At 63.6% G+C, this 22,747-nt stretch carries 18 protein-coding genes; all 18 read right to left on the bottom strand.

The features are described 5' to 3' along the window. Positions 1-17: 17 nt before the first annotated feature. Positions 18-407, bottom strand: a complete 390-nt coding sequence (locus tag ABQJ48_RS10510) for a cytidine deaminase (RefSeq protein ID WP_367837844.1) — start codon at positions 405-407, stop codon at positions 18-20. Positions 408-556: 149 nt separating this feature from the next. Then, entirely contained in the window at positions 557-889 is a 333-nt protein-coding gene (locus ABQJ48_RS10505; protein WP_367837842.1) for a Rieske (2Fe-2S) protein, read from the bottom strand. A 3-nt stretch (positions 890-892) separates the two neighbouring features. Next, positions 893-1,204, bottom strand: a complete 312-nt coding sequence (locus ABQJ48_RS10500; protein ID WP_367837840.1) for a YciI family protein — start codon at positions 1,202-1,204, stop codon at positions 893-895. 5 nt (positions 1,205-1,209) lie between these two features. Beyond that, positions 1,210-2,088: an intradiol ring-cleavage dioxygenase gene (locus ABQJ48_RS10495; protein WP_367837838.1), complete on the bottom strand. Its 879-nt coding sequence runs from the start codon at positions 2,086-2,088 to the stop codon at positions 1,210-1,212. Positions 2,089-2,118: 30 nt separating this feature from the next. Continuing rightward, positions 2,119-3,186 (bottom strand): maleylacetate reductase, encoded by a 1,068-nt coding sequence (locus ABQJ48_RS10490; RefSeq protein ID WP_367837837.1) that lies wholly within the window; start codon positions 3,184-3,186, stop codon positions 2,119-2,121. Between the two features lie 8 nt (positions 3,187-3,194). Next, positions 3,195-4,661: an aldehyde dehydrogenase family protein gene (locus ABQJ48_RS10485; protein WP_367837836.1), complete on the bottom strand. Its 1,467-nt coding sequence runs from the start codon at positions 4,659-4,661 to the stop codon at positions 3,195-3,197. 46 nt (positions 4,662-4,707) lie between these two features. After that, entirely contained in the window at positions 4,708-5,727 is a 1,020-nt protein-coding gene (locus ABQJ48_RS10480) for a hydroxyquinol 1,2-dioxygenase (RefSeq protein ID WP_367837834.1), read from the bottom strand. 70 nt (positions 5,728-5,797) lie between these two features. Further along, the gene (locus tag ABQJ48_RS10475) at positions 5,798-6,292 is read right to left on the bottom strand and encodes a cupin domain-containing protein (RefSeq protein ID WP_367837833.1); all 495 of its coding nucleotides are present in this window, start codon (positions 6,290-6,292) and stop codon (positions 5,798-5,800) included. Between the two features lie 115 nt (positions 6,293-6,407). Next, entirely contained in the window at positions 6,408-7,337 is a 930-nt protein-coding gene (locus ABQJ48_RS10470) for a LysR family transcriptional regulator (RefSeq protein ID WP_367837831.1), read from the bottom strand. Positions 7,338-7,597: 260 nt separating this feature from the next. Further along, the gene (locus tag ABQJ48_RS10465) at positions 7,598-8,866 is read right to left on the bottom strand and encodes an MFS transporter (RefSeq protein WP_367837829.1); all 1,269 of its coding nucleotides are present in this window, start codon (positions 8,864-8,866) and stop codon (positions 7,598-7,600) included. 409 nt (positions 8,867-9,275) lie between these two features. Beyond that, the gene (locus tag ABQJ48_RS10460; protein WP_367837827.1) at positions 9,276-10,775 is read right to left on the bottom strand and encodes an alpha-amylase family glycosyl hydrolase; all 1,500 of its coding nucleotides are present in this window, start codon (positions 10,773-10,775) and stop codon (positions 9,276-9,278) included. Further along, a complete protein-coding gene (locus ABQJ48_RS10455) occupies positions 10,765-13,503 on the bottom strand; it encodes an MGH1-like glycoside hydrolase domain-containing protein (protein WP_367837826.1) in 2,739 nt (912 codons plus the stop codon). Before ABQJ48_RS10455 ends, ABQJ48_RS10460 begins: the two co-directional genes overlap by 11 nt. Positions 13,504-13,880: 377 nt before the next feature. Further along, a complete protein-coding gene (locus ABQJ48_RS10450; protein WP_367837825.1) occupies positions 13,881-16,991 on the bottom strand; it encodes a bifunctional diguanylate cyclase/phosphodiesterase in 3,111 nt (1,036 codons plus the stop codon). Beyond that, positions 16,988-17,782, bottom strand: a complete 795-nt coding sequence (locus tag ABQJ48_RS10445; RefSeq protein WP_367837824.1) for a substrate-binding periplasmic protein — start codon at positions 17,780-17,782, stop codon at positions 16,988-16,990. The genes ABQJ48_RS10450 and ABQJ48_RS10445 overlap by 4 nt, the downstream gene beginning before the upstream one ends. Positions 17,783-18,053: 271 nt before the next feature. Beyond that, complete coding sequence (locus ABQJ48_RS10440) at positions 18,054-19,490, bottom strand: efflux transporter outer membrane subunit (protein ID WP_367837823.1); 1,437 nt, start codon at positions 19,488-19,490, stop codon at positions 18,054-18,056. Positions 19,491-19,499: 9 nt separating this feature from the next. After that, the gene (locus ABQJ48_RS10435) at positions 19,500-21,071 is read right to left on the bottom strand and encodes a DHA2 family efflux MFS transporter permease subunit (RefSeq protein ID WP_367837821.1); all 1,572 of its coding nucleotides are present in this window, start codon (positions 21,069-21,071) and stop codon (positions 19,500-19,502) included. A 7-nt stretch (positions 21,072-21,078) separates the two neighbouring features. Next, positions 21,079-22,179 carry an HlyD family secretion protein gene (locus ABQJ48_RS10430; RefSeq protein ID WP_367837820.1) on the bottom strand — a complete coding sequence of 367 codons (1,101 nt, stop codon included), beginning with the start codon at positions 22,177-22,179 and terminating at the stop codon, positions 21,079-21,081. A gap of 83 nt (positions 22,180-22,262) precedes the next feature. After that, positions 22,263-22,685 (bottom strand): MarR family winged helix-turn-helix transcriptional regulator, encoded by a 423-nt coding sequence (locus tag ABQJ48_RS10425; protein WP_367837819.1) that lies wholly within the window; start codon positions 22,683-22,685, stop codon positions 22,263-22,265. Positions 22,686-22,747 lie beyond the last annotated feature (62 nt).

Raw genomic sequence — 22,747 nt, 5'->3', positions numbered from 1 at the left:
CTTGTGCTTGCTCGTCGTCACAGGTAGAACGCGTCCGGCAATTGTTCGCGCGCGGTGGTGTCGCGGGTCGCGCCGCGCAGATTGCCAAGGCGGATCGGTAAGTTCGGGCCGCCGAGTTCGAGGATCACCTGCCGGCACGCGCCGCATGGCGCTATAGGGTGGTCCGTATCGCCGATCACGGCGAGCGCCGCGAACTGGTCGCGCCGATACCCCGCGGCGATGGCGCTGAAAAATGCGGTGCGTTCCGCGCAATTGCACAAGCCATACGCGGCATTCTCCACGTTGCAGCCGTCGAATACACGGCCGTCGCGCGTCAGCAGCGCGGCGCCGACCTTGAAGTGCGAATACGGCGCATAGGCCTTTTCCCGCGCGACGCCCGCGCGCTCCAGCAGTTCTTGCATAGTCATGCGGCGATCCTCGATTCCAACCGGCTCGATGAGCGGGCCCTCGGCAGCACGCGGCACGAGAAAAACGCCGCATAGTGCGAACGACAGCATATCAAGCCGGTATGAATCGGGCACCGGCAATCGCGACGGCGTTGCAGTGCGTCGAGCGCCTAGCGAATGAGGACGACCCAGGCATCCACATCGACCTCGACCTTCAGCGCATCCAGATTCGCGCCCGCGCACGGCCCTTCGATGCAATGTCCGTCCTCGAAGCGAAACAACGCGCTGTGATGCGCGCACATCAGCACCTGCGCGCGATAGCAGGAGACGAGCCCCGGCTCGAAGTCGAGCGGCACCGAAAAATGCGGGCAGCGGTTCGCGTAAGCCCACACCCGCGCGCCCCGCCGCACGACGATGATGGGCGCGTCGGCGTGCGCTGCGTCGACGACTCGTGCGCCACCGTCCGGCACATCGGCAAGACGGCACAGCTGCATCGCGCTCATCGCTCAGACTCTCCGCTCGGGATTGCCCAGGCTCCAGTCCCACGGGCGGACCTCGACCCGGTCGAACAAACCCGCCTGCATGTACGGATCGCGGCTGACGAAGTCCATCACCTCGTCGATGCCTTCGGCCTCGACGACCAGCAAAGTCCCGTTCATCGCATCGCATTGCGGCGCGAGCGTCGGACCGCCGAGCCGCACGAACACGCCGCAATGCGCGGCGCTGCGCAGCCAGTTGCGATGGATCGGACGGACCCGCTCGCGCACTTCACGCATGCCGGGTTTATCGGTGGCGAAAACGGCGAAGTAACGTGCCATCGTCTTCAGCTCCGGTCGAGGTCGAGGACGAAGTCGTAGCGCGCCTCGCGAAACGGCCCGTCGAACCCGAATCTGCGCGCGAGCTCATGGTCCGCCCCGCATTCGCGATAGGCGACCATCAGCGAGGGCTTCACGCCGAACACCGCGTCAGACTGCAGATACGGATCGGCCTCGTCGAACAGATGCGTGACGAGCTTGCGGTGCCGGGGCGCGTCGATCATGAAGTGCAGATGCGCGGGGCGCCACGGGTGCCGTCCGGTCGCGTCGAGCATCCGGCCCACTGGGCCGTCGGTCGGAATCGGATAGCTCACCGGCACGATGGTGGAAATCGCGTAGCGGCCTTCGGCGTCGCTACGGAAACGGCCGCGCAGGTTGCCGTGCGGCTGCGCGGTGTCCTGTCCGGAGTACATGCCGTTTTCGGCGGTCTGCCACACGTCGAGCACCGCGCCTTCGATCGGCGTGCCGTCCGTGGACAGCACGCGGCCGTGGACGAGCGCGGGCGTGCCGGGGCTGAACGCGATGTTCTCGCCATAGGCCCGCTCGGGCATCCCGCGAATGTAGAACGGGCCGAATACGGTCGTGTCGGTCGCACCCGTCGCGTAACGGTGATTGATCGCATCGACGAGCATCGAGACGCCCAGCGTGTCGGACAGCAGGATGAACTCCTGGCGCACGAGGTCGTCGCACATCTTGCCGGTGTCGGTCAGAAAGCGGATCGCCGCCATCCATTCCGTCTCGCTCGGCTCGACTTCGCTCACGAACGCGTGCAGGTGCCGCACGAGGCTTTGCATCAGCGTGCGCAGCCGTTCGTCGGGTGTCGCGGCGAAGCTCGCCACCACCTGCTCGGTCAAGGCTCGTTCGGCGTCTTTGTCGTTGGTCGACATGTCTTCCTCCACTATGATTCGCGACGGCGCTCAGGCGGGCGCCGATCCTTGCCACGCGCGCTGCAACAAGGCGCGGATCGCATCGCGCTCGACGGCACGCGGATTCGCGTACGGATTCCGACACGCGAGCTCCGCTGCTTCGTCGAGTCCCTGTTCGGGCATGCCGAGTTGCGCGAGCGCGGCCGGAATGCCGAGCGCGCGATTCAATTCGAACAACAGCGGGCCGGCGTCGGCCGCCTCGTTGCCGCCGAGGGCGCGCGCCACGCGCCCGAGCGCCTCGGGCGCGGCCGCGTGGTTGTAGTGCGCGGTGTGTGGCAGCATCGCGGCGTGAGTTTGCGCGTGCGGCAAATTGAAGGTGCCGCCCAGCGTGTGACAGAGCTTGTGGTGCAGCGCCATGCCCACCGCGCCGAGACACGTGCCGGCGAGCCATGCGCCGTAGAGCGCGCGGCTGCGCATCGGCGCGTCGTCCGGTGCGCGCACGATGACCGGCAGCGCTTCGCCGAGCGCACGGATGGATTCCTCGGCCATCAGACTGATGACCGGGTTGGCGTCCTCGGCGTAGAGCGCTTCCATCGCGTGGGCCATCGCGTTCACGCCCGAGGCCGCGGAAATGGCCGCCGGCAGCGAAAGCGTCAGCGAAGGATCGTAGATCACGGTACGCGGCAGCACGCGCGGATCGCGCCCGGTGCGCTTCAGACGGCCTTCGGTCAAGCCGTAGATCGGCGTCATCTCGGAGCCCGCGTAGGTGGTGGGCACCGCGACGATCGGCAGCGACGACTCGAGCGCGATCGCCTTGCCGAGTCCCACGGTGGACCCGCCGCCCACGGCCACGCAGCAGTCGGCCTCGAGTGCGGAGGCGGCGTCGCGCGCGGCGCGCGCCACTTCCACGGGTACGTGCATCACGGCCTGCGCATGCACGCCCGCCGCGCGCGCGCCGAGCACGCGCATCACCTCGTCGGCCAATGGCCGTTGCTCGGGCGTGGCGAGAATCAGCGCGCGCCGGGCCCCGAGCCGCTCGACTTCCGCGGGCAGCGTCGCCAGCGCGCCCCACGCGAATACCACGCGCGACGGCGTCCCCTGATAGACGAAGTGCTCCATGGCGGCCCTTAGCGTTTGAAGTGAGGCGGCACGTTGCCGTCCACGTTGACCCAGACAGAGCGCGCTTCGGTGTAGTCGTGCATCGCCTCGAAGCCCATCTCGCGCCCATAGCCGGACTGCCCCACGCCGCCGAACGGGCTGCCCGGATTGACGCGCTTGTAGCAATTGATCCAGCACATGCCCGCGTCGATCTGCCCGGCGACACGGTGCGCGCGCGACAGGTCGCGCGTCCACAGTCCGCTGCCGAGTCCGTACGCGGTGCCGTTGGCGATCGCCAGCGCTTCGTCGTCGGTCTTGAAGCGCAGCACGGTCACGAACGGGCCGAACACTTCCTCCTGCGCGACGCGGTCGTTCGGGCTCGCGGCTTCGATCACCGTGGGCCGCACGTAGTAGCCATTCGCGAGCGATGCGTCTTGCGGTGCCGTGCCGCCGGTCAGCACGCGGCCGCCTTGGCCGCGCGCCACGTCGACGAAAGCCAGCACGCGCTCCTGATGCTGCTGCGAAGTGAGCGGCCCCATTTCGGTGTGTGGATCGAGCGGATTGCCGACCCGGATGGACCCAGCGAGCGACACGAATCGTTCGAGAAACGCATCGGCGATGCGCTCGTGCAGGATCAGGCGCGAGCCGGCAATGCACGCCTGGCCCTGGTTGTGGAAAATCGCCCAGGCAGCGCCGTTGATGGCCGCGTCGAGATCCGCGTCGTCGAACACGATGTTGGCGCCCTTGCCGCCCAGCTCCAGTTGCACACGCTTGAGGTTGCCTTGCGACGCCTCGACGATGCGCCGCCCGGTCGCCGTGGAACCGGTGAACGCGATCTTGCCGACGCCTTCGTGCTCGGCGAGTCGCTGCCCGGCCGTATGTCCGTAGCCTGGGACGATATTGACCACGCCCGCCGGAAAGCCGACCTCGGCCATCAGTTCGACGATGCGCAGCGTCGACAGCGGCGTGATCTCGGAAGGCTTGAGCACGACGGTGTTGCCTGCCGCGAGCGCCGGGCCCATCTTCCAGCTCGTGAACATCAGCGGAAAGTTCCACGGCACGATCTGCCCGACCACGCCGATCGGCGCACGCTGCACGTAGTTCAGAAAGCCGGTCTCGACGGGAATCACCGAGCCTTGCAGTTTGTCGGCCATGCCGCCGAAGTAGCGGAAGCAGGCGGCCGTACGCGGCACGTCGAGCATGCGCGAATCGCGGATCGGGTGGCCCGTGTCGAGCGACTCGAGCTGCGCGAGTTCCTCGGCATTCGCTTCGATGGCGTCGGCGAGGCGCAGCAGCAGCAGGCCGCGTTCGGCGGCGGGCATTGCGGCCCATCTCGGGAACGCGCGGGCGGCAGCGGCGACGGCGAGGTCGACGTCGGCGGCCGTGGCGGCGGCGATCTTCGCGATCAGCGAGCCGTCGTGCGGGTTGAGCACGTCGATCGTGCCGCCTTCGACGGCGTCGGTGAAGCGGCCGTCGATGAACAGTTGGGTTTGCATGAAGGGTCCTCGGTGGATGCGGGCGCGGCGGTTCGAAGTGGGCCGCTCAGAAGTCGACCGGATACGGTTTCAGTTCACCGCTTTCGTAGCGCTTGGGCAGGTTGGGCGTGGCGTTTTCCCACACCAGCAGCATCGAGCGCTTGGTGGAATAGCCCTGATGGCGGATGTCGGCCGGCATCGCGCAGATGTCGCCCGCGCGCATCGTGATGCGGGCGCGCGGCGCGCCGGTGTTCTTGTCGCCAATGTCCCAGACGATTTCGTCCGACAGTTGCAGGAACCACTCGACGCGGTCGTTGCCATGAAAGACCGGCAGAATGTATTCCTCGGTGGTCGGGCAGAACAGGCTCTGAGCGCATACGGACGTGACCGAAGGATTCCACGTCACATCGGAGCGCGACAGATACTTGAACAGGTTGAACGCGTGCAGCTCGCCTTCGAAGCCGGGCTCGACGTGCACTTGCGGCTCGTCCTGCTCGACATCGGCAAACGCCCGGTTCACCGGCAGATGCTCGCGCAGCGGCGAGTCGCCTGCGAGGCCCGGCATGCGGCGCGTCGCGACGCGTGTGCGTTCGATCGCCGCGCCGTTCTCGCCATGCTTGCGGCCGAATGCGCTGCCGGTTTCTTCCGGCGCCGCGAACGGGTCGAAGCCCTCGTTGGTCCAGTCGTGCAGCATCGCCTTGAAGGTCGCCATGATGGTCGGCGTTTCGAAGGCCTCCATGTAGTCGACGCCCGCTTCTTTCATGATGCCGTTGAACGAGCCCGCATATACGTCGACCTTGCCGTAATGATTGCACGTGCCGAACACATGATCGAAATTGACCCAGCCGTAGAAAAAGCCCCAGGCGACGTCGCGCATCATCGCGCGCAGGAACGCGTCGGCGGGGACCGCGTGAGTGCGGGTCCGACCTTTGGCCGGCCAGTTGATCTTGACGAAGTACTCGTCGCGCAGGAATTCGAACGCGCCGAGCGTGAAGCGGCGATAGCCGGTCACGGCATCGGGCTCGCTCGCGCGCACGGTGTCGGCGGCAAAGCCGGCCGGGTGGTCGAAGGTTTCGAGAGTCGCCATGGGTTGTCTCCTGAAGATGGACGAATGAGCGATGCGGGTAGGTGATCTGACTACGCGAGCGGGACGCGCATCAGTGCACGCAGATGTCGGCCCACTTCTCTACCGACAGTTCGCCGAGCATGGTCTGCAGAAGCGCCACGCCGGTGGTCGATGCGCTAAAGCGGTACGCGCAGCCGGCCGGCAACAACGCCTGGTGGCCGCGGCGCAGCACCACATGGCCCATCGGGCGGCCGGCCGGCTGCGAACCCGCGTCGACGCTACCCGCACCGCTGTGCGGCGGCGTGTCGAGCTTGATGAAGTCGATGCGGAGTTCGCCGTCCATCAGGATCACGAACTCGTCGTGCGCACAGGCGAACCACGTCGATTGCCCTTCGGTGCGCAGCGCCTCGATCACGTATTCGAGGTTCTTGCCGACCACGACTTTCTCAAAGGGCGCGGATACGGAAGCGACTTCGAATACATTGGAGAACACATAGTGGCGGGCATCGCCGCTGGTGATTTCGATCTCGCCCTTGCGGTAGCCGTCGAGCGAGCCAAAGACGGTGTGAAATGACGACTCGGTCATTGCTGTCTCCTGTTGTTGGAAGCTGTCGTTGGATTGAACTTTAGATCCGCTACAGGATGGCAACAACCGGCGATCAGCCGATTACATCATTTGCGCTTTGCAAATAATCGCCGCGCTAGCTGACCCAGCCACGTTCGATGAGCGGCCGGTCCCATGCGGGCTCCGGGCCCAGATATTCGGCGAGAAACTCGACGAGCGCCTTGACTTTCAGCGCCTGTCGCTGGGTGGCCGGATAGACGGCCGCGAAGCTCAGCGGTGAAAGCGTGTAGTCGGTGAGAATCGGTACCAGCGAGCCGTCCAATAGTGCCGCGCTCGCCACCAGCGTGGGCAGGCACACGACGCCACCGCCCGTCAGTGCGTAATCGCGCAGCAGATGCACCGAGTTCGAACGGATCATGCCGGGTAGTTCCATCTCGACGACTTCGTCGCCACGCGTCATCACCCAGCGGTTTCGCGACGGGTAGCCTGAATAGAGCGCCGTGGTATGTTGCAGCAGCTCGCGCGGATGTTGCGGCGCGCCATGCTGCTCGACGTAGGCGGGCGTCGCGCAAAAGAGCCGCCGCACCGCGAAAAGCCGCCGTTCGATCAGCGACTCCGCAATGGGCGGAAAGATCTGGAATGCGACATCGAAGCCCTCTTCGATCGGATCGACCACGCGGTCATTGACGATCACGTCGAGCTGGATGCCCGGATAGCGCCGGTTGAATTGCGCGAGCGGCGCACCGAAGTGGCCGAGCGCGAAGCCCGGCAGCATCTGGATGCGCAGCCGCCCGGTGGGTGTGGCGCGCAACTCGCGCATCTGGTCGGTCAGCTCGTTGACGCGCCCCACCACTTCCGAGCATTCGCGATAGAACGCCTCGCCCACTTCCGATAGACGCACGTGCCGCGTGCTGCGATGAAAAAGCGGCGCATTGACGAACTTCTCCAGCTGCTGGATGCGGGTCGTGACGACCGAGCTCGTCACGCCCAACTGCCTCGCGGCCTCGGCGAAGCTGCTCGTCTCCGCAACGCGCACGAAGGCTTCGATGCTCAGAAAACGGTCCATGCTGCTCCTGCTCCGCCAGTCCGGGATGCCAGTTTACACGGGCTGGTGCGGGGCGTGCGGGTGAATCCCGACGATGCATTGCACCGATCATCCGCAAGCAAGGGCGCCTGGGTGGCTGGGTCGGTTGGCCGCTGTTTGTGCTGGCAGCCGTGGTATCGAGCCAATTCATCGGGATGCGCGAAGCGGCGGGCATGGCGCCCGACCTGGCCTGCTTGCTGTATTCACCAGGCGCAGGTATGGATGCGCCTGGAGCGGGTTCTTTATTCGGGCTGCTCGCTCGCCGGCAGCTCGATTCCCGCACGGACTCGCCGACGTAGTGGGGCAGGCGCGGTTTCTTCGAGCAACAGGCATACACCGATGCCGAGCACCACCGCGCAAATCGGCAGCCAGAGAATATTCTGGATTCCGAAATGTGTCGCGACGAAACCGGCCAGCGCCGGCGCGACGCCGCCGCCAAAGATCTCGCCCGCACCCACCACGACGCCGATCGAAGTCGAGGTCATGCCGGCCGGCGCGGCTTCCGTCGCAACGGGACCCGACAGCAGCGACACCAGTCCGAGCGTGAAGAACGAAGCGACGAACAGCACCGCGAACAGTTCGAGCGGCTGCGCCCCAAGACCGCGAAACAGGTACAGCATGACCGCGGTGCCCGCAAATCCGACGATGCCCGCCATGCGCCGGCCCACCAGATCCGACAGACCCGGCAAGCCGAACTGGCCGATGAACCCGCCGAAGCCGATGGCCGACACCACGACGCCCATGCGCTGTGTGTCGAGCGCGAGATAGTCCGTGAGATATAACGGCAGCATGGCGCCCAGCACGAACACGCCGGTCATTGCGCAGAACAGCGCCACCATTGCGACGCGGATGTTGCGGCTCTTCAGCACATCGTGCCAGTTGCCGCGCTCGGTGCGCGTTTCGGTACCCCTCTGAGCGCCGTTCGGCGCGGTTTTCGGTTCGCGAATCACACGGAACATCAGCAGTCCCAGGATCAAGCCGGGAATCGACACCAGCGCGAATACCCAGCGCCACGTCATCACATTGAGCAGTTGCGTCGCGATGATCGGCGAGAGCGCGAGGCCGAAAAGTGCGAAACCGCTTTGCTGCAGTCCGAGATTGAAGCCGCGACGCTTGGGATGCGACGCGTCCGCGGTGGCCGCGAAGCTCGTCGGACAGAAGGAGCCCTCGGCGACACCCATCAGCGCGCGCACGGCAAGCAGGCTCGCGAGGCCACCGGCCAGCCCGGAAAAACCGGACAGCAGCGAAAAGACGAGAATCGCCGGGATCAGGACTTTGCGGCGGCCGACTTTGTCGGAGATGCCGCCCATCAGCGCCGCAAAGATACCCCAGGACAGCCCGAGGATGCCGATGCAGTTGCCGACGTCCTGCGCGTTCAGGTGCAGGTCTTTCATGATGGACGGAAAGAGCGGCGCGATCAGCCACCGGTCGAGCCCCACCAGCCCGAAGCCGAGGGCCAGCAGCACCACGGCCTTCCATTCGTAGGCCACATCCCAGTCGTTCGTTTTCATCTGCGTCTCCATGGGCCGCCCGGCGCACGCGGAGGACGTTGTCGATCGGACCTCCCTGCTGACGGACGACGTTTTTTGTTGGCGCTGGCTGCGCCGTCGGGTTGGTTGAGTTACAAAGTTGCGACGCTCCGCGGTTTGCGGATGCGCGGAGTTGTCGATGTCCGTGACGAGGTAGTTCGCTGCGCTCGATGTTCGTCGGAGGACAAACGGGTGGTGATGCGCGGGGGCGGCATCGCGATATCGGGCGTCGACGGGGCAAAGATATTCGCAAGTGCGCGCGGGCGGTACGGGGCAACTGGCGAATGGGCTATTTGGGAATTGCGAATAATGATGCGAGCCGGGCGATGGCCTTACCGACGGGGAGCGAATAATTTGGACGGCCGAAGTGACCGATCGGTGATCGGCGCCTTCATGACGCAGTCAGCGCGAACACGTGATAGCCCCACGGCGGCAAATCCAGGTAAAGACCGCGCGAGACGACGTCGTTGCCGTCGCGATCGAAACTCGCCGCTCCGATCATGTCCGTCAGCCGCACGGTGGTGCCGATCAAGTCGAAAAACGGGATCCGGACATGACACTGACTCCGGTTGCCGGCGTAGTTAACCACGACGAGCCGTCGTTCGCCGTCCTCGCGCTGCCAGGTCCACGCGATGAAGCAATCCGAAGTCCAGTTGCCGTCCCACGCCGGTGCGATTTCCGCGAGGCTCCACGTACCCTCCCGAAAGACCGGCTGCCGCAGCAAGGCCATCAGGTGCGCATAGAATCCTCGCAAGTTTGCGTCGACGGCCTCTTGGGGCGCGCGCACCAGATGCGGCGAAATCCGTTTCCTGCGGCCCTGGAACTGGCCATCGTGAAAGAAGCGCAAGCCGGGCGAAAGAAACGCGATGACCGCTGCTGCTTCGTGTTGGCCAGGTCCAAAGGTCGCCGCAGCCCGGGGCTCATCATGGTTTTCGAGGAAGCGGGCCAGTTTCTGCTGGTAATCGAGCCTGGCGTGCAAGTGCTCCCGCACTCGCCGCGCGTTCCCATCGCGCAAGCGGTCGTACAGCTGCTTGTCGTACGCGTAATCGAAGCCCTGCTGCTGCATCGTCCATTCGAGACCCCAATACACTTCAGCCATGAACAGGAAGTGCGGATGCTCGCGCCGCACCGCCTCTATCGCCTTCGGCCAGAAAGACTCGGCGCGGATGCCCCAGGTCCGTTCGAACACGTCGGGCAGGAGCAGCATGGCCATGTCGCAGCGCAAGCCGTCGCACTGTCCCGCGATGCGCTTCAGTTCACCGATCATCGCCTGCTGCAACGCCGGATTGCCGTAGTCGAGCTGCAGCGTGTCAGGCCATCCGTCGAAGTAGGGATCGCGGCCGTGGGCGAATACGAGCGGCCCGTTGCTCGTCTGGACACGGCAATAGTTGCGCGGTGCGCGAACCAGGTCCGACTCGCTGCCCTGGACGAAGTACGCCGGATGCGCGTCGACCCAGTCGTGATCCGGGGCCATGTGATTCGGCACAAAGTCGAGCATCAGTTTCAGCCCGCGTCGCCGCAGGCGCTGCCGCAAGCGCGCGAGCGCCTCGGCGCCGCCCAGATCGCGATGAACCGTGTAACCGCGGATTGCAAAACCGGAGCCGGCGATGTCGTCTTCGGTAAGGTCCGGCAGCGTCGCCGCAAACTCTTCGCACCAGCCGGTATGCGCGCACGAGATCGCCCGGGCCGCCGGGCCGGTCTGCCAGACACTCAACAACCATATCCAGTCGAAGCCCAGCGCGCTCAGCCGATCAAGTTCGGTATCCTGAATATCGTCCAGGGTCGCGCACCTGCCGAGCACGCGCGACAAGCCGGTCAGCCAGACGCGCGTGTTGATCTGGTACAGCGAGGGGCAGAGTACGTCGGGCACTTTGCTTGCCTCATCGTTCACCGGCGCCCTCCCCGCTCACCTGTTCCCTGACGACCTGCGACATCACGTGTCCGCGATCGCTTTCGAGCGCGGTCTTCGCGTCGACGCGCCCGAAGAGGTCGAGCAACGGCGCGACGAGACCCGTCCAGCCGGTTTGGTGACTGGCTCCCAGGCCCGCGCCATTGTCACCGTGGAAGTACTCGTAAAACAGAATCAGGTCGCGCCAGTCAGGATCGTTCTGGAATTTTTGCGTTCCCCCGTAGACCGGTCGTTTGCCGTCCGCATTACGCAGGAACGTGCCGGTCAGACGACGAACAAGCTCCTGCGCCACTTCGAAGAGCGTCATGTGCTGCCCCGAACCGGTCGGACATTCAACCTTGAAGTCATCGCCGAAGAAACTGTACAAGTTCACCAGCGCGCGAACGATCAGCAAGTTGACCGGCATCCACACCGGTCCCCGCCAGTTGGAATTGCCGCCGAACATGCCCGTATTCGATTCGGCCGGCAGGTACTGCACCTTGTAATCCGCTCCGCCGAGGTTGATCACATAGGGATGTTCCAGGTGATAGCGGGAGAGCGAACGGATGCCGTGCGGTCCGAGGAATTCGTTCTCGTCGAGCATATAGCGCAGCACCCGTTCCAGCTTGCGCTTGTTCAGAACGGACAGCAGCCTGCGCTGCTTGTAGCCGATGAAGCCGGCATCGGTCGGCGCGATGTGCGCGAGCAGTTCGGGGTAGCGTTTGCGAAACTGCGCGATCAGCTCGACCAGCTTGGGCAAGTGCTCGAGTGAGTGCGCCTCGTACACCGTCGACGCGCACAGCGGCAGCAGTCCGACCAGTGACCTTATCTTCAGGCGCGTGGTCTTGCCGTCGGGCAGGCGCAGCAGATCATAGAAAAAGCCGTCCTGCTCGTCCCACATCTCGTCTTCGTGTTCGCCACGCCGGTCCATCGCATAGGCGATCCACATGAAATGCTGCACGAACTTGAAGGCGACCTCTTCATATAGCGAGTCGTACTCGGTCAGATTGATCGCCATCTCCAGCATGGTCTGGCAGTAAAACGCCATCCATGCGGTGCCGTCCGCCTGTTCCAGCGACCCGCCCGTCGGCAGTTCCGCGCTGCGATCGAACACGCCGATGTTGTCGAGCCCGAGAAAGCCGCCGGCGAACACGTTGCGGCCTGATGGGTCCTTGCGATTGACCCACCAGTTGAAGTTGAGCATCAGCCCCTGAAACGAGCGCTCCAGGAAACGCGGGTCGGCTCGTCCCAGTTCTTTCTCATACTTGTACAGCCACAGCGTGGCGGCGGCATGCACCGGCGGATTGACATCACTGAAGTTCCACTCGTAGGCGGGAATCTGGCCGCTCGGGTGCACGTACAGGCTGCGCAGCATGAGTAGCAGCTGCTCCTTCGCAAAGTCGAAATCGACCTGCGCCAGCGCGATCGTGTGAAAGGCCAGGTCCCAGGCCGCGTACCACGGATACTCCCACTTGTCCGGCATCGAGATCACGTCGGCGTTCAACATGTGAAACCACTCGGTATTGCGCACATCGCGCCGCGCGAAGTCGAGCAAAGGATGACTGTGATGCTCGCGCAGCCACAGTTCGAGATCGAAGTAATAGTACTGCTTGCCCCACAGCATGCCCGCCAACGCCTGACGATGCACCCGGCGCTGGTCTTCGGACAGCGATCTGGGCGTAATGCGGTCGTAGAACTCGTTGGCATCAGCGAGGCGGCTGTCGAAAATCTGCTCGAAGCCGCCGAAGGCGTCGTCGAGCCTGGCTGGCGCAAGGCGCAAGCGGATGGTCGCGCTGCCGCCGCCAGGCACGTCGCAGGTGTAATGGGCCGCGGCCTTGGTTCCGGTTTTCGCGGGATTCACGGCGTCACGCTGTCCCGAGACAACGTACGCGTGAAAAGCATCCTTGACGTAGCGCGACCCGTTGGGCTGGTCCCATAGGCGCTGCGTATTGCTTTCGTTTTCGGTGAAGAGCGTCTCCGGTGCGCCGTCGCAGTGGAGCCAGTATTCGCCGAGATCCAGGTGCGCGGCCCGAATGACGCCGGCGCCCATCTCTTGCACGGACGGCTTGCGTTCGTCCTCGCCCCATGACCAGGTATTGCGGAACCAGAGCGTCGGCAGAACCCGCAACGGTGCGGCCTCGGGCCCGCGATTGTGCACGGTAATGCGCACGAGGATGTCTTCCGGCGCCGCCTTCGCGTATTCCACGAACACGTCGAAATAGCGGTCGTCGTCGAAGATGCCGGTGTCCAGCAGTTCGTATTCCATCTCCTCGCGCGACCTGTGGCGGTTCGTCTCGATGAGATCACGGTACGGATATTCGCGCTGCGGATATTTATAAAGGTACTTCATGTACGAATGCGTGGGCGTGCTGTCGATATAGAAGTAATACTCCTTCACGTCCTCGCCATGATTGCCCTCGCTGTTGGTGAGGCCGAACAGGCGCTCCTTCAATATGGCGTCATGCCCGTTCCACAGCGCCAGCGCAAAGCACAGCCGCTGCTGGTCGTCACACAATCCGCCGAGCCCGTCCTCGCCCCATTTGTAGGCGCGTGAACGCGAATGGTCATGGGTGAAGTAATTCCACGCATCGCCGTTGTCACTGTAGTCTTCACGCACGGTGCCCCACTGCCGCTCGCTGAGGTAGGGCCCCCACTTCTTCCACGGCACGTGCGCCTCGCGCGCGTCGTTCAGGCGTGCTTGTTCCACTACATCGGCGATTACGGGGCACATGCTATTCCTCCATAAGGGCTGAACAAACCCGGCTCGACGCAGTGCGCGGGAGGCCGCGCATGGCGCGCCGGAGGTCGGCAGCGCCGATCCTCTCCAAGTGTAGGTTGTGCCGGTGCGGATGCCAGCCCGGTAACGATTTCGCGATGCGACGTGAGCGCACCGTTGTCCGGGCAACGGGATTGGCGTCGAACGGATGCCCGTTGTCCGAAAGCGACCGGCACGCAAAACCGACCCGCAGTGACAAAGTGCGTTGAGTACGATGGCCGCGAATTTTTTTACTTTTCTGGGGACCGTCGGCCGTCGCCCAGCCTGCGACCATAGGCAGCAGTCAGGCTTTCGATCGCGACAGCTATGTCAAGCAGCGCTCACCCCTGCCATCACTCGGCCACACACTGGCCCGTCTCGACTCTCGCCAACATCGCTTCGAATTCGTCGATCGGCAAAGGGCGGCAGAAATAGTAGCCTTGATACGCATGACATCCTGCCGCGGCGAGAAAGTCCCGCTGCTCGGCGGTCTCGACGCCTTCGGCAATCACGCCCAGACCCAGGCTGCGCGCAAGCGCCACAATCGTTTTCGCAATGACTGCGTCATTGGGATCCACGAGCACATCCCGCACGAATGACCGGTCGATCTTCAACTGATCCAAAGGCAAAAGCTTCAAATAGGAAAGCGACGAATAGCCAATGCCGAAGTCATCCAGCGAAAAGACGACGCCCTTCGCTCTCAGCGCGCCCATTTTTTCGATGATGTCCTGCACATTGTCCACCAGCACGCTTTCCGTCAGTTCCAGCTTTAACCTGTCGGGTCTTGCGCCGGTCTTACGAATGATCGCGAGCACCGTGCCGACAAAATCAGCTTCGCGAAACTGCTGGATACTGACATTGACCGCAATCGCGAGATCCGTCGTTTCCGCCCGCTTGGCCCAGCGCGCCAATTGCGCGCAGGCCGCCTCCAGAACCCAACTGCCCAACGCGACGATGAGCCCTGTCTCTTCGGCCAGCGCAATGAAATCGGCGGGAGGCACGATACCGCGCATAGGGTGCCGCCAGCGCACCAGTGCTTCTGCGCCCGTGATGCGGTTGCCGTCGATCTGCGCCTGGTAGTGAAGCACGAATTGAGCGTCGTCGATGGCGTTGCGCAATCCCGCTTCCAGCGCCGCGCGCTTCAGCACCACGGTCTCCATGTCGGGATCGAAGAAATGCACGGCATTGCGTCCGCGTTCCTTCGACTTGTACATTGCCAGATCGGCCTGCTTGAGCAACTCATCCATCGCGGCCTGATGCGCCATGAACACAGTCGCGCCGATACTTGCCGTACTGCGGTATTCAATGTCGTCAAGCTGATAAGGACTGCCGAGAACGGTGAGGATCTTTTCGGCCATCGCTTCTGTCTGGCGGGCCGCTTCCTGCCGGCTTTTATGCAGATTGCCCAGCACCACCACGAACTCGTCACCCCCTACTCTCGCCACCGTGTCGTTCTCGAGCATGCTTGCTGCGAGACGCTGCGCTACTTGCTGCAGCAGCAGATCGCCTTTGTCGTGACCGAGCGTATCGTTCAAGGTCTTGAAGTGGTCCAGGTCGATGAACAGCAAAGCGCCGCAGGCCTCGTTGCGCGCGCTGGCCTCGATCGCCTGCTTCAGCCGGTCCAGCAGCAGCGTGCGGTTCGGCAAGCGGGTCAGCGCATCGAAGAAGGCCAATTCCTTGATTCGCTCTTCGGCGATCTTGCGCTCGGTAATGTCATGATGAGTGATGACGTAGTGGCTGACGACCTTATCGTCGCCCATGACCGCTGAGATGGTGAGCCATTTCGGGTACACCTCGCCGTTCTTGCGGCGATCCCATATCTCGCCTTGCCACACGCCGGCATCATCAATCGCATCCCACATCGCCTTGAAAAACGCGGCGTCGTGACGATCGGAATGAAGCACGCACGGCGTGCGGCCGACGATTTCTTCGGCCGTATAGCCCGTGCACTCGGTGAATGCGGTGTTCACGCGCAGAATCGTGCTGTTCGCGTCGGTGATCATCATCGGTTCCATCGAGTCGAACGCGACGGCCGCGATTCGAAGTTCAGCCTCGATCTGCTTGCGCTCGGTAATGTCGCGCCCGCTCGTGCGAAAGCCGATGAAAGCGCCCTTGGCATTGGTGATCGGAACCCATGACGCCGAAAGCCACATCAGCGAACCGTCCTTGCGACGGCAGCGAAATTCCAGGTCGTCGCCACGCAAGCCCTTGAGCGCCTTCCGGAACTCGGGTCGAACGCGCGGAGCATCTTCGGGATACATTACCGTGCCGGCAAAATCCGCCATCGCGATGCACTCGTCCACCGTATAGCCGATGTACTGCTGCACCGCCGAGTTCATCCAGCGGGGCTTGCCGTCGGGTCCCCACCAGATTTCCCAGTTGACGGTGCAATCGGCAATCGCGCGAAACTTCTCCTCGTTTTCGCGCAGTTCGCGGGTCATCGCCGACGCAAGCCGCATGGCGCGTCCGCGACCGGTCGTCATCAGCCAGGTGAGCAGCGCCAGCAGCAGGCTCAGGCCGGTGCCGATAGTGGCGATGAGAAACGCCGCGTTACGACCGAAACGCGCATTGAAGTCGTCGTGCGCACTCATCGTGAGCGTCCAGTCATGTCCGCCCACGACCAGATACTCATTGGCCGACATGGCCGCAGCGAGAGGGTGGCCGGGCCCCTCGGGCGTCTTGTGCAACAGCGCGGCGGGCGACTGTTCGACGCCGTCGTAGATGGCCATCGTCAGACCGGGCGGCTGCTCACCGTACAAACTGGCGATGACATCGTGCATCCGGAAGGACGCATAGACCCAGCCCGTCAGATGCGCGCGACGCTGCGCGACGCTGTCTTGCGGCTCGCCTCGCGCATAGACCGGCAGGTACATGATGAAACCGGGCGGCGCATTGTTGTGCGCATCTACTGCCAGACGGATCTTGCCGGAAATGGCCGCCATGCCGGAGTCGCGCGCCTGCTCCATCGCGCGCCGCCGCACGGGGTCGGCCCACGGGTCAAAGCCGGCGGGCGCGCGATTGATGCCGACATACGGCTCGCGCTGGATGATGGGTGCGTAGTTCTCGCGCAAGCCTTCGGGCGTGATCGTGTAATCGGCCACGCCTTGCCGGCGCATCCTGGCGATATGCCCGACCTTTTGCGCGGCGGGCACCCACGCGGCGATGCCGAGGGCCTGGATGCCGGAGAAGTTCGGATCCAGACTGAGCGTTTCGACATAGTCGCGAAACTGCTCGCGGCCGAATTCTCCGCTGGCGGCGAACAGGCTTTGCACGCCGCGCAGCATCAGTTCGTACGTGCCCATACGCTGCTCGATACGGCTGACGGCATCGCCCAGCGAGAAGTCGAACTGCGTCTGCAGTTCATGGCGGGCAGCTTGCCGCTCATGGTCCCACAGCGCCCACGTCACACTGAGTGACGCGAACAGGACACATAGTGGCAGCAGGACAAGGCGGGTCCAGTTCACTGCGGCGTCTGGAAATTGACCATCGACGCGGCGAGGTCCGGTTTGAAATACTTGCTGAAGATTCGCAGAACCGTGCCGTCCGCGCGCATCTGGTCCACGAGAGCGCGCCACTTCTGCCGTTCAACAGGCGGCAGCGCCTTCTTCGACATGATGAGGCCGTGCGGTATGGCAGGGTCGTCGAACTCCACGATGCTGGTCACGTCGCGGATTTTCTTTTCGTCGATTGCGGGGTAGTCGAAAGGCTCGATGATCATCCCTTCGATACGCCGCAGGGTCAGCGCCTGGTACAGCGGCTCCAGCCCGCCCGCCTGACTCACACGGTTTTCGGCCGACAAGGTATCGACCAGCCGGTTGGCCGACACGCTATAGCGGAAGCTGCGGATCACGCCGAGCTGGAACTGGTCGTTATGCTCGAAATCGGCGAGACGCCGGATGCCGGCGTCCTTGCGCACCAGCAGATAGTATTTGTTGCTGAAGTACCAGGCGAAATCCGCGTACTGATTGCGCTCGTCGTTGGCAATGCCCGACAGGCTGAAATCAAGTGCACCGGAGTCGATCAGCTTCCAGATGCGGGCCCGCGACATCAGGCTCACGCGAATCTGGCATCCGCTGCGGCGAATCAGCTCGTCGGCGAAGTCCTTGTCGATCCCGCTATCCGTGTCGACCGAATAGAGCAGACCGTGATCGTGTAAAGCCAGGGTGAAAGAGCGCGAACAGTCCGGGCCAGCCGCCATCGCATTGCCCATGCAGCTCAGCGCCAGCAGTAACCCGCCAAGACCATGTCGAATCACAATGTTTCCGCCGTACGAAGATCACTTGTATACCCCATTCAATTTTTCCAGCCAGGGACGCTGACGACGTGCCCTGTTCTCTGGTCACCTTGAATGCGGCTGGAGAGGCCTTTTGGCGGATGGGTCAGGAGGCACCGGTCCGCTGAACCTTCGGAGCATTCAAACCGAAGGCGGTCTACACGCAATTACGGCAGCGGGCGGCGCTTCTTTAGGGGACTTGGGGTTTTCCAGTAGATCTTCTGGCGGCAGCGCGATGGGGCGGATCGTCGCGCTAGTCCCTCGAAGCATTCACCGCGGCCACCTCGTCTTTCGCATCCCAACCGCCGCCCAGCGACCGGTACAACGCAACCGCTGCGAGCGCATGCTCGCGCTTTGCCTCATTCAGCGATTCAGAGTCGCGCAGAAACGCTTCCTGCGCGGCAAGCACGTCCAGAAAGCTCGACGCTCCACCCTTGTACAGTTCGGTCGACAGACGCAGCGCATGATTGGATGCATCGAGCGCGCCGCCGAGCCGCTGCACCTGAACGGCGCCACTCACGAGATCGCTGCGGTTATCCTCGATTTCCTTGAGCGCCTGCAACATAGTCTGCTGCAAGCCGAGTTGCGATTCGCGCATGCGGCTCTCGCTTGCGTCGATATTCGCAGTGATGCGGCCCGCGTTGAAGATCGGGCTCGCCGCGTTCAGCGCGGCGCTAAAGAGGTTGTCCGTAAGTGTCGGCAAGCCGAGGTAGGACGACGCAAGCAGACCATCGGCGAGATTGATCCTGAACTGCGGATAGCGCTGGGCCTTCGACGCTCCTACCTCGGCGGCGCGCTGCTCGACTGTCGCAAAGGCGTTGCGCACGTCGGGCCGTTGCAGCAGCGCGTCGGACGGCAGCACTTGTGGCGCGTGTTGCGCGGGCACCGGAATCGCGCGGGCATCGGCGAGCACGAAAGTGTCGACACTCTCCGGCGTGCGCCCCGAATACACCGCGATCAGACTCAATTGGTGCTGCATGGTGGATTGAATGCGGGGAATCTGCGCTTGCAGGTCTTCCAGCTGATTGCGCGCACGGGCGACGTCGAGCTGCGTCGACAATCCGTAATGCAGACGTTCCTGCGTGAGCTTCAGCGCCCGCGCACGAATCTGCTCGTTCTCGCTCAGTATTTGCAGCTGCGCTTGCGCCCAACGCAAATCGATATACGCGGCAGCGGTGTTCGCCGCAAGCGCGAGCCGCAACTGATTCAATGACGCCGCACGTCCCGACACCTGCGCCTGCGCGGCCAGCACGGCGAGGCGTTCGCCGCCGAACACGTCGGGCGTCCAGCTCGCGGCCACGCCGACACCGGCCTGACGCACATAGCCGAGCGGTGGCGGCGTGTTCTGCCGCCCGGTCGAAGCCGTGGCGGTCGCATTCAACTCGGGCAGCAGCGCAGCACGATCTTGCTTCACGAGGTCCTGCGCCTGCTTCACGCGTTCCACTGCGGCCTGAACGTCGAGATTGCCGGTCAGCACCGCCTCGACCAGTCGATGCATCACGGAGTCGCCGAATTGCGCCCACCACGCGTCAGCGCTCACGCTGTCTTGCGGGGCGTCGACACTCCACGCAACGGGCGCGATCGTGTTGACGGTTTGCGGCAAACTGTCGTGCGTCGCGGGTTGCACCGCACACGCCGCGAGCGTCAGCAATGCCGCGCTCGCCAGTACCTTGATCATTATCGGCTTCATGTTGGGTCCTCAATGAGCGTCGGGCGGCGGTGCGGTATTGCCGAATGGGCGCGAGAACAGCACGCTCAGCAAACCGACCACGAAACAGAGCGACACGGCAAAGAACGCGTCGGAAAATGTCAGCACGAGCGCTTCGCGCATCAACAGCGCGTGCAATTGGTCCAGTCCTGCGTTGGCCGCATTGAGCACGTCTCCTCCGATTGCCGCTAAATAGTCGGCCTGTTTCTGCAACAGCGACTCGACCACGGGGCGGCCTCGGGTCAGGTGCTCGTCGAGCCGCTCGTAATGAAAGTTCAAACGATCGTTGAGCATCGTGCTGCTCACCGCGATGCCGATCGCACCGCCCAGGTTGCGCATCAAATTGAACAGCCCGCTCGCGGAGCGAAGCCGCGACGGCGGCAACGCGCCTAACGCCATCGTGACGATGGGCGGAATACAGAACTGCTGGCCGATGCCGCGCAATGCCTGCGGAATCAATAATTGCTGCCAGCCCCATTGGCTTGTCAGCGGCACATACAGGTAGCAGCCAATACCAAACAACGCGAGCCCGAACACCATCAGCAAACGCATGTCGACAATGCGCGCGAGCGCCGAATACGCAACCAATGCCAGCAATTGGAAACAGCCGACCGACAGCAACGCCAGCCCAATCTGCAACGAATCAAAGCCACGTACACGCGCCAGAAACACCGGCGTCAGAAACACCGTGCAGAAGATGCCGATGCCCGTGATGAACGACAGCAAGCTGCCGATACCGAAATTGCGCACCGCCAGCGCACGCAAATCGACAATTGGCTCTTTCGCCGTGAACGCGTGCACGATGAAAAGAAACCCGCAGATCGCCGACACCCACGTGCACAGAACGATCACGTCGTCGCCGAACCAGTTCTTGCGCGGGCCTTCTTCGAGCACGTATTCGAGGCACCCGAGAAACCCGGACATCAGGAGGATGCCAGGATAGTCGCCCTTTTTCAGCAGCGAGAGATCGACTCTGTCGATATGAACGTACTTCGGCACCATCAGCGCAACGGCAATGCCGGGCACGAGATTCAGATAGAACAGCCAGTGCCATGACCATTGCGAGGTGATCCATCCGCCGATCACCGGACCGATGGTCGGCGCAAGCGAAGCCAACGCACCGATGGTGGTGGACGCGATCAGCCGCTGTTTGCCGGGAAACAGCACGAATGCGGTGGTGAACACCGTCGGAATCATCGCGGCACCGAGCGCGCCTTGCAAACCGCGAAACAGGATCATGGAGTTGATGTCCCAGGCCAGACCGCACAGCATGCTGGTGACCGTGAAGCCGAACGCGGAGAACGTGAACAGCCAGCGCGTCGAAAACACGCGCGTGAGCCAGCCGGACATCGGAATCACGATGATTTCCGCGATCAGATACGAAGTCTGCACCCACGAGAGTTCGTCCTGGCTCGCGGACAAGCCGCCGCCAATGTCGCGCAGCGAAGACGCGACGATCTGGATATCGAGCGTCGCCATGAAGAAGCCGACGCACATCAGTGCGAACGCGAAGACCTTGGTGCGGGTCGGCTGATCGGCGGGATTGTCGAGAATCTGGCTCATGATCGGCTCATCCGCGCTGCGGCGTGTCGTTGCTGTCGACATGCACTTTCACGGTTGCGGAGAGGCCTGGCCGCAGCACGCCTTGCATGTCCTTCGGTACCTCGAGGCGCACGCGCACCGGCACGCGCTGCACGATCTTCGTGAAGTTGCCGGTGGCGTTTTCTGCAGGCAGCACGCTGAACGTTGCGCCGGTGGCGGGCGCGAGACTCTCCACCACACCGCGAAGCCGCCTGCTCGATGCGTCGAGATCGACGTCGACCTGATCGCCGATGCGCATCTTCTTCAACTGGTCTTCCTTGAAGTTCGCGTCGATCCACAGTCCGCTGGAAGGGACCACCGTCAGCAGCGAGACGCCGGTGTTTGCGAGCAGTCCGACGCGCGCGGTGCGATTGCCGACATAGCCGTCGATGGGCGAGCGAATCGTCGTGTATTCGACGTTCAGTGCGGCGACGCGCTGCGCCGCCTGCGCGGTGGCGATGCGCGCCTGGGCGTCGCCGATCTGCGCGTCGAGCACCGCAATCTGGCGTTGCGCCGCAATCAGCGCGGCGCCGCTGCGATCGACCGCGGCATGCGCCTTGGTCAGATCGGCATCGGCCCGCTCGACGACCTGGCTCGATACCGCGTCGTCCTTCACAAGCTCACGGTAACGCGCCTGATCCGCGGCGCTGCGCGTCAGCTCGGCGCCGGAAGCCCGCACCTCGGCGGCCTGCTCGTTGATCGTCGCGAGTTGCAGCAACTTCTTCGCCTGCAACTCCGTGAGCGCGGCCTGCGCGCGCTGCACTTCCGCACTGGCCTGCGCGAGACGTGCGTCGTAATCGCGCGCGTCGAGACGAATCAGCACCTGGTTCGCGTGGACGAACTGGTTGTCGTGCACCAGCACGTCCGTGACAAAGCCGTTCACCTTCGGCGCCATCACAGTCACGTCGCCGCCCACGTAGGCGTCGTCGGTCGTTTCGACGAAGCGCGCTACGAAGAACCAGAACGACACGGCCAGCGCCAGCGCGACGAGCACCGCGAGGATCGCAAGCAGCATCCACGGAATGCGCCGTGCGCGTTTGGCGGTGTGGGCCGCGCTCGGCGGGGCGACAGTCGAAGGGGTAGTGGACATGATCTCGATGTGTGCGTACGCACTCTATGCGTTGAAAAAAACGGCGCGTGGCGCCGACCCGCGTTACCGCCAGAAACGGTCCTTCAATCTGAATCCCGGATAATGGCGAACAGTTCGCCGCGCAACGCGGCCGCGCGCTTTTCGCCGAAGCGGTGCTCGAATTCGACTTGTGCGGCGTACCAATGTTCGCGCGCTGCTCTGAGCCGGGCTTCGCCGTCGGCCGTCAATGCAATCGACAGCGTTCGCGGATCCACACCGAGCGCCTCGCTCGACACCAGGCCGTTGCGGCGCAGCGGCTGAATTGTGCGGACCAGCGTAGTGCGCTGCATGCGCATGGCTTTGGCCATTTGCTTCATCGTCATCGGGCCCGTACGTTTGAGCCGGCCCAACAGCGAAAACTGCGTGATCGTCAGGCCGACATTCGCCAGATGCCGGTCGTAAAGCTGGGATACATAACGCGCGGCCTGGCGGATCGCAAAGCAGTCGTCGTCGAGCAAGCCTTCCATTGCCGGTCCTTTCTCGCTTCGCTTCGTCGTTTGTAAGTGCATATACACAGAAATTGGCGCAT

The sequence above is a fragment of the Paraburkholderia suaedae genome, from assembly GCF_040812055.1.
GTDB lineage: Bacteria > Pseudomonadota > Gammaproteobacteria > Burkholderiales > Burkholderiaceae > Paraburkholderia.
The sequence above is the reverse complement of the archived record's forward strand: the minus strand, read 5'-3'. Positions and strand labels throughout refer to the sequence as shown.